Annotated in this window: 10 protein-coding genes; 9 read left to right on the forward strand and 1 reads right to left on the reverse strand. The window is 38.3% G+C overall.

From position 1 onward, the window contains the following. The first annotated feature begins 159 nt into the window (after positions 1–159). The 6 genes from ACEN31_RS10425 to ACEN31_RS10450 all read left to right on the forward strand — a co-directional run bounded on the left by ACEN31_RS10425 (position 160) and on the right by ACEN31_RS10450 (position 6,086). On the forward strand, positions 160–1,770 hold the full coding sequence (locus tag ACEN31_RS10425) for a peptide ABC transporter substrate-binding protein (protein ID WP_407109371.1): 1,611 nt from the start codon (positions 160–162) through the stop codon (positions 1,768–1,770). 10 nt (positions 1,771–1,780) lie between these two features. Further along, positions 1,781–2,950, forward strand: coding sequence for a M20/M25/M40 family metallo-hydrolase (locus tag ACEN31_RS10430; protein ID WP_407109372.1), 1,170 nt, complete (start codon positions 1,781–1,783; stop codon positions 2,948–2,950). Positions 2,951–3,453: 503 nt separating this feature from the next. Beyond that, positions 3,454–4,170, forward strand: a complete 717-nt coding sequence (locus tag ACEN31_RS10435; RefSeq protein WP_407109373.1) for an AzlC family ABC transporter permease — start codon at positions 3,454–3,456, stop codon at positions 4,168–4,170. Continuing rightward, positions 4,163–4,468, forward strand: coding sequence for an AzlD domain-containing protein (locus tag ACEN31_RS10440; protein WP_138404603.1), 306 nt, complete (start codon positions 4,163–4,165; stop codon positions 4,466–4,468). Before ACEN31_RS10435 ends, ACEN31_RS10440 begins: the two co-directional genes overlap by 8 nt. A 75-nt stretch (positions 4,469–4,543) precedes the next feature. Beyond that, complete coding sequence (gene arcA, locus ACEN31_RS10445) at positions 4,544–5,776, forward strand: arginine deiminase (RefSeq protein WP_407109374.1); 1,233 nt, start codon at positions 4,544–4,546, stop codon at positions 5,774–5,776. Positions 5,777–5,978: 202 nt separating this feature from the next. Beyond that, complete coding sequence (locus ACEN31_RS10450; protein ID WP_407109375.1) at positions 5,979–6,086, forward strand: cadmium resistance transporter; 108 nt, start codon at positions 5,979–5,981, stop codon at positions 6,084–6,086. A gap of 92 nt (positions 6,087–6,178) precedes the next feature. On the opposite strand, the gene ACEN31_RS10455 is transcribed toward ACEN31_RS10450, so the two are convergent. Then, the gene (locus tag ACEN31_RS10455) at positions 6,179–6,478 is read right to left on the reverse strand and encodes a YkvA family protein (protein WP_407109376.1); all 300 of its coding nucleotides are present in this window, start codon (positions 6,476–6,478) and stop codon (positions 6,179–6,181) included. 206 nt (positions 6,479–6,684) lie between these two features. Between ACEN31_RS10455 and ACEN31_RS10460 the strand changes: the two genes are divergently transcribed. From ACEN31_RS10460 to ACEN31_RS10470, 3 genes are all read left to right on the forward strand, one after another. Beyond that, positions 6,685–6,861 carry a hypothetical protein gene (locus tag ACEN31_RS10460; RefSeq protein ID WP_197104304.1) on the forward strand — a complete coding sequence of 59 codons (177 nt, stop codon included), beginning with the start codon at positions 6,685–6,687 and terminating at the stop codon, positions 6,859–6,861. A 274-nt stretch (positions 6,862–7,135) separates the two neighbouring features. Then, a complete protein-coding gene (locus tag ACEN31_RS10465; protein ID WP_407109377.1) occupies positions 7,136–7,864 on the forward strand; it encodes a CHAD domain-containing protein in 729 nt (242 codons plus the stop codon). 13 nt (positions 7,865–7,877) lie between these two features. Beyond that, positions 7,878–8,012, forward strand: coding sequence for a hypothetical protein (locus ACEN31_RS10470; protein WP_407109378.1), 135 nt, complete (start codon positions 7,878–7,880; stop codon positions 8,010–8,012). Positions 8,013–8,125 lie beyond the last annotated feature (113 nt).

Here is an 8,125-nt window from a genome sequence, read left to right on the forward strand (position 1 = left end):
GCTTAGTTCCACTAAGCGAATTGGTAGAGTCTGCTTACGCAAGGTATTGAACCGCCGTGTACGGAACCGTACGCACGGTGGTGTGAGAGGTCGACTAGTCAAATAATGGCTAGTCTCCTACTCGATTGGAATTGAATAATAATAATAGAGGGTGGAAAGATGAAACGTAAAATTGCTTATGGAGTGAGTCTATTAGTGCTCATTGGCTTTGTTTTCTCGATTTTTACTTCGGCAAAGACAACTGCAACAGAATCGGAACAGATATTGAACTTAGCAACAGCGAATGAACCCGTAGTTGATCCGGGATTAGCAACGGATAAAAATTCAGTCGCATTAATTGCGAATATCTTTGATGGGCTGACACGTCCGACAATCGAAGGGGATGTAGAACAAGGTGTTGCTCAGAGTTGGGATGTCAGTCAAGACCAATTAACTTATACGTTTCATCTGAGAGAATCCAACTGGAGTGATGGGACACCTTTAACTGCTAGTGACTTTGAATATGGATGGAAAAGGGTTTTGAATCCCGAGGTTGCCTCACCTGGTGCAGGTGAACTTTATATCATCGAAGGAGCAGAAGCTTATCATCAAGGTGAAGGGGCAGTTGAAGAGGTTCAAGTCGTGGCTGTGGATAATCTAACGCTGGAAGTGACATTAACTGAACCAATGCCGCAGTTTTTAGAGCTTACGGGTAGATTACCTGAGCTATATCCGATTCCAGAACTGATTGTAACCCAGCATCCAGAGTGGGCTCAAGATGCTGGCGAATTATTTATCAATAATGGACCTTTCATGCTAAGTGAATGGAATCATCAAAGTGATTACACGATTGAGAAGAATCCAAATTACTGGGACAGTGATACGGTTCGACTTGACAAGGTGCATGTTCAAGTTGTGGAATCTATGACGACGGCTAATACGATGTATTTGAACGGTGACTTAGATTACTTAGGGATGCCTTTCCATACGATTTCACCCGAGATGATTGATATATATAAAGAATCAGGTGATTTAAACATGTCAGATATGGCAGCTTTTTATAATTATGCAATGAATACAAATGACCCTCATTTATCGAATGTTAATATTCGAAAAGCGCTCGCCTTGGCCGTGGACCGACAAGGGCTAATTGCTAATGTGACAAAAGCAAATCAAACAGCAGCATTGCGAATTGTTGGGCCGACCGCAACAAACGCGACTCAAGATGTAGCATATATTGAGGATGCTGACTATGATCAAGCGCGTAATCATCTAGAAAAAGGATTAGAAGAGTTAGGTTTAAGTGAACCAAGTGAATTACAACTTTCGATGTCAACCAATGTCAGCGAAGAACATTCAGCGGTCGCACAATTTGTTCAAGCTGGATGGAAAGAAGAGTTAGGTATCAACGTTGAGATAGAGACGACAGAATTTCAAGTTCATTTATCTAATATGAGTGAATTGAATTACCAATTAGGTCGACGCGGAGAAGGTTATGAATATTCTGATATCGCATCATTTTTAGAGCAATATTATTCGACAAACAATGGACGTAATCATACCGGCTGGGAAGATGAGAATTATCACCAACTAGTCGAAAAAGCAAGAGTAGAAACCGATTTAGAAAAACGAGAAGACTTATTATTAGAAGCAGAAGCGCTTTTTGTTGATGCCATGCCTATTGTTCCTTTGTATTTTTATACAAATGCATTTGTCGTTGGAGGTAACGTACATAATATGGAGATGGATACGATTGGTGTGATTCAGCTTAAAGATGTTTATGTAGAATAGGAGCAGTTCAATGAAAACACTATACAAACAAATTACAGACTATTTGACAGCGCAGCATGAAGAGATGGTATCGCTGCTTAAACAACTCGTTAATATTGAAAGTGGGCCGGATCAACCTGAAGGTGTTGACGCCATTATAGAAATTTTTAAGCAAGAATTTGATCAACTTGGGCTAGTGTCTCGCACGGTTGAGATGGAGTATGCTGGTAGTACGATTGACAGTATTTATACACCTGAAGATGTTGAAAACGACGCACCAATTGTATTAAGTGGACACATGGATACGGTATTTCAACCAGGGGTTTTAAGTGAGCATGGTTTTCGAATGGTGGACGACCGCTTTGCTAAAGGTGCTGGCATTGCGGATATGAAAGGTGGATTAGTAATTGCCCTTTATACATTGAAAGCATTAATTCATCTAGGTTATAAGAAACATCCAATCAAGATGTTGTTTATAGGAGACGAGGAAACATTGCACCGCAATTCAAATACGCGTGAGGTCATGTTAGAAGAGTTGACTGGTGCAAGCATGATGTTGAATTTTGAACCCGCTACAGAGCGCGAACATATCGGAGTAAGTCGAAAAGGTGGAGCGATGGTCACGATAGAAGTGGAGGGGATCGGTGCCCACTCAGGGGGCGGTGCTGCTACCGGACGAAGTGCTATCGTTGAATTAGCCTATAAAATAATTGAGTTGGAATCTAAAACTGATATCCAACGCGGCAAACTGATTAACTGCGGGCTGATTGAAGGTGGCGTGAGTACCAATACAATTCCCGCTCACGCTAAAGCCAATATCGCTGCGCGTTTTTCTAATCAAACAACCAAAGATGAAATAATCAGAGACCTTGAAGAAGCAGTCGGTAATTCACACATTCAAGACACAACTGCACGTTACGAGATAGAATCTTATCTAGACGCGATGGAATTTACACCGGCAGTCGCACAACTTGCAGATCATTTTATAAGAATTGGATCTGATTGTGGTTATGGAGATTTAATAAAAAATAAAAGTGAAGGCGTGAGTGATGCATCACTTGGGGTTGTAGCTGGAGTGCCGACCTTATGTAGTATGGGGATTATTGGGTCTGGCGCGCATACGTTGGATGAAAAAGCTGATTTAGAATCATTGGTAAGTAAAGCAGTATTAGCAGTCAGCGGTATTATTGCATATAAATAAGAGCTGTTGGGAGCCAAGACTAATTGTCTGGCTTCTTTTATTTTAGAAAAATAGATTGGTGTATTCGGGACAAACTAATTTCTGTATGCGAGTCACTTCACACTAATCTTATCATTCTGAACGAGTCCTAGAATTCTTCGCAATCATAGTGCGAGGCAATTGGCCTTACTTACTTATTTATTCCACTCAATTTAATATACTGTGAATGTACAAATGTTAGTTAACGAAGTCTATCCTCCCATACCAGAATCCATATGGTAGTTAACGGCGTCTATCCTCCCAGATCAGAATCCATATGGTAGTTAACGGCGTCTATCCTCTCATACCAGAATTCATATGGTAGTTAACGGGTCTATCCTCCCATACCAGTTTTCATATGCTCGCCAACCGCCTTAATCACTCCAAACAATCAAACTCTTTAAAAAGCTAGCTAGCTTTTTAACCCAACTATAATATAATACCAGTAAGACAATCAAATTGATTGAGATAGGTAGGGTGAGAGTGTGAAACGAAATGTTGATTATTTTAAAGATGGTTTAAAGGATTCGATTCCTTTAGCCATTGGGTATTTTTCGGTGGCTTTTACATTAGGGATTGCGGCGAGAAATGCTGGCCTTACTCCATTACAAGGATTCTTAAGTGCTTTATTACTAAATGCATCGGCTGGGCAATATGCTGTGTATAGCTTGTTTGAGTCGAATGCACCTTTTGTGGAAGTGGTATTAGTCACGCTTGTTGTGAATGCTCGATACATCTTAATGAGTTTAGCATTGAGCCAACGTGTTCATCCAGATAGCCCAACGAGACACCGCTTCTTAATTAGTTTAGGTATTACTGATGAGTTATTCGGACTATCAATAGCGGATAATAAATTCGTTCAACCTTACTACTACTATGGAACGATGACATCACTATTATGGTGGGCGATTGGGAATTTTATTGGTGTCATCGCTGGAAATATACTCCCGTTGAGTATTGTGAGTGCGTTAAGTGTGGCTTTGTATGGGATGTTCATTGCTGCGGTTATTCCTTCAGCAAAAGTGAATCGGACGATTGCTTTTTTCGTTGTTGTTTCTTATGTAGCGAGTTTTACTGCTGATGTTATTGGTCTTGTGGAACGTTTTTCGTCTGGAATCGTGACGATCGTTTTGACAGTAATTATCGCAAGTGTTGCAGCAATTAGATATCCGATTGAAGATGAGGTGATCCATGATGAATAGCGTGTATTTTTATCTACTCCTCAGTGGAGCAGTACTGTATATGATGCGAGTCATTCCAATGACTTTAGCTAGAGGGCAAATTAAACACTCATTTATTCGGTCGTTTTTGTATTATGTTCCATATGTCACTTTATCAGTTATGACTTTCCCAGCTATTTTACAAGTGACGCAGACACCTCTATCTGGACTGGCAGCATTAGTTGGTGCCATTTTAATGTCTTGGCGAGGCGCTAATTTAATTCAAGTGGCAGTCACAAGTTGTATGCTTGTTTTTATCGTGGAATTGATTTTAATTTAAGTGATAGTTGAATCATTTCTCTCTCTTTCATCAAACTGGTAAGATAGCGATATAGCATTGAGAGAGGAAGAGACGATGACTGATAAGACAAGCATGCCAATTCAAGTGTATTCAGAAATTGGTCGGTTGAAACGAGTAATATTACATCGCCCAAGTATTGAATTAGAAAATTTAATTCCAGCTAATCTTGAAGCGTTACTATTTGATGACATACCTTATTTGGAGGCGGCGCAAAAAGAACATGATGCATTTGCTCAAGTATTAAAAGAGAATGGCGTCGAAGTACTTTACTTAGAGAAATTAGCTGCAGAAGCTATTGACAACGAGAATGTGAGAGAAGAATTTATTGAGGAATGGTTGAGTGAATCAGGCTTAGAACCGGGTGCTCATTACCATGCTGTTAAAGAAAAGCTGACAGCGATTGAAGATTCTTACGAGCTGATACTCAAGACAATGACAGGATTTAGAAAAGATGAAGTCAAGGTTGAAGAAGGTACAACTTTGATTGATACTTTGGATAGAGATTATCCTTTGTTAATTAATCCGATGCCGAGTTTATACTTTACTCGGGACCCTTTCGCGACAATCGGGCAAGGAATTTCTTTGAATCATATGTATTCTGAGACGCGCAAACGAGAAACAATATATGGAAAGTATATCTTCCAATATCATCCAGTTGTCAAAGATAACTCCGTCCCTTTGTATTATTTCCGAGATGAATCGACTTATATTGAAGGTGGAGATATCTTAGTGCTATCTGAGGATGTCTTAGCGATTGGGATTTCGCAGAGAACGGACGCGCGTTCTATTGAGAAGCTTGCAAAAAATGTCTTTGAAGATACAGATTACAGCCAAGTGCTGGCTTTTCTCATTGGAAGTAACCGAAAGTTCATGCATTTAGATACAGTTTTTACGATGGTTGATTACGATAAATTCACGATTCATCCTGAAATAGAAGACCAATTAAAAGTGTATACGATAACGAGTCAAGACGGCGAAGTAAAAATTGAAGAGGAAACGGACCCATTAGAAGAGATATTAGAAGCAGCTCTCAACATTGAGAAAGTAACACTTATTCGTTGCGGGGATGATGACCCAGTAGCTGCGGCGCGTGAGCAGTGGAATGACGGGGCCAATACATTGGCGATTGCACCGGGTGAGTTAATTGTTTACGACCGTAATCCAGTTACAAATGCCTTGCTTGAAGAAGCAGGAATTAAATTGCATAAAATCCAAGGAAGTGAATTAGTCCGTGGACGAGGCGGACCGCGTTGTATGTCGATGCCGATTTACCGAGAGCGGTTTTAATTCATATCAAAGAAGGTTGAAAAGGTTATTGAAAGATTTAATAAAATTCAAACCCATACATTCTTCATCTCCATCGCGGTGGGTTAATATAATGTTGGTGTTTATATACCACATTTAACTTGATTGCTTGGAACAGGTATTTTAATCGGTGGTTTTTTTTACAATTGGTATCGCCATAATGTCTGCATTATATGCACTTTAGATGATTAACGAAACGATTGAAAAATACGTACGAATTATTTTAGCACTTGTATTTACGCCACTAAGTTTTTATATAAAGGTTAAGAATAGAACCTTACAACATATATAGTCCATCTTAGTTTGGAAAATTAAATAATAAAAAACGAGTATAGCCACTGTCATGCAAACAGCAAGCGATACTCGTTTTTATTATAATTGAATTTAGTCATTCACGACTTCTGCATATTTAATATTGTGTTGAGGGTCGACTTTCGACACTCCAGTTTGTTTTTCATAGAAATTATCAAGTAAAGTCATCGCAACCGTAGTTAAGACACCAATTACTGCCGCGTCGTCAACAAAACCTAAGGGACCAAAGATATCTGGCAGGACATCCACGGGGAAGATCGTATAGGCTAGGGCGACACCAACCATACCTTTAATATATAGTGGTGTTTCTTTTTTGAATAAGGCTTTGACAAATTTACCTAAAGTTGTTTTTGAAGTTTTATTTGCTTTCATTAATACACACCCTTTCTTGACTATATACATTATAACGCTAAGGATTGATTCGGATATCAGTCTTAAGGATGATATTTAATTGTGACAAGATTATGCCAAGAAAATAAGAATTGATTTAAAATACTTTATCAGAAAAGCGTGATAAAAGATTGTACCATAGTATTTGTGTTAAAATAGCAGTAACAAATAAACTGAGGAGGCAAAGGATGGCAAGGAAATATATTGTAGAAGATTTTGATGCGAATGGTGGCGTGTTTAAAACACAAATGACAAAGCTGTACCAAGAAATTGCCGATTACGCGAATAAAAAAGGTTTAACAATTATAAAAGTCAGTGATATGGATGAAAAAGGCCGTTGTGCGGTCATTTTTGAAGAAATTTAATTACTTAAGTTCGTTTGTGTATAATTATATGGCACAAGCGAATTTTTTTAATCAAAATACTTATGCACATGTTCATAATTTGCAAATAACTTTTCATTTTATCAACATATCCACACAACACCTGTGCACAGTATATTGTTTTAGCTCTGTGGATGTAAGTGCTATACTTAAGATATCGAAAAACAATTTTAAAAAAAGAGTGAGAGGTGAATCGAATGACAAAAAAGTAAAAAATATTTTGCTGGAGCGACTGATTATCATTGAAGCGCGGTACGTGGATTTTTCTAATAATCCTTTTGATAGCGATATAGCACATGATTTGCGAGTGAGCATAAGAGAATTGCGTGGTTTATTGAACTTTATCAAACCGATTATCGGTGAAGAGACGTATGATTCAATGAATGCGCCGCTTCGCGAAGCAGCGCAAGTATTTGGACCTATTCGCGAACTCGATGTATTGACTGAATTTACTGAAGAAGTTGCTTTAGAACAACCAGATTTAAGTGAGTATTTTTATGATGCGTTTAATTTATTAGGCAAAGAACGCCGGAAAGAAATGCGTCGCACATTTAACGTGACGAATGTTGAACTAGTCAAAGACACGTTAACAACCACTAAAGAAACGCTTGAAGAATTAGAGTTGGATAAAGATTTTGATTGGGATAAATATGTTGCTAAACGCTTAGAGAAAAAGAATGATAAATTGCAAAAAGCGTATGAAGAAGTGGATCTCCAAGATTATGAAACGGTTCATGATATTCGAAAAGATGCTAAGAAAAATCGCTATGCAGCAAAATACTATAAAAATGTAACATCCAAAAAAACTAAACCGTATAAAAAAGCAGCAGAAGCAATTCAAGATGAGTTTGGTGAAGTGACTGATGCGCACGTGAATTATGACTTATTAACAGACTTTGCGGATCAAGTTGAGGATAAAGATGTGAGAGATTTATTCTATCAAATTCGCGATATTGCCCAAGAAAAGATCGTAGTCATCGAATAAAAGGAGAATGAAATTGGATTTATTTAAAGCATTAGTCGTTCGTAAAGAAGACGACGAGGTAAGTTACGAAGTTGAATCAATTAAGCGAGAAAATTTAGATGAAGGTTCAGTCCTGATTAAAGTTCATTATTCATTGTCAAGTCCATAATCTTGTGTAAAAGTCTCAATGTAGTTATATCATCTGGTCATCATGCACATTACACTTGTAAGAATGTCCGAGCGTTATTTTCCCAATTTTCGTGGAAATCAATTAATATCGAA

The organism is Ruoffia sp. FAM 26255 (assembly GCF_045528525.1).
In the GTDB taxonomy this organism is placed as follows: Bacteria; Bacillota; Bacilli; order Lactobacillales; family Aerococcaceae; genus Ruoffia; species Ruoffia tabacinasalis.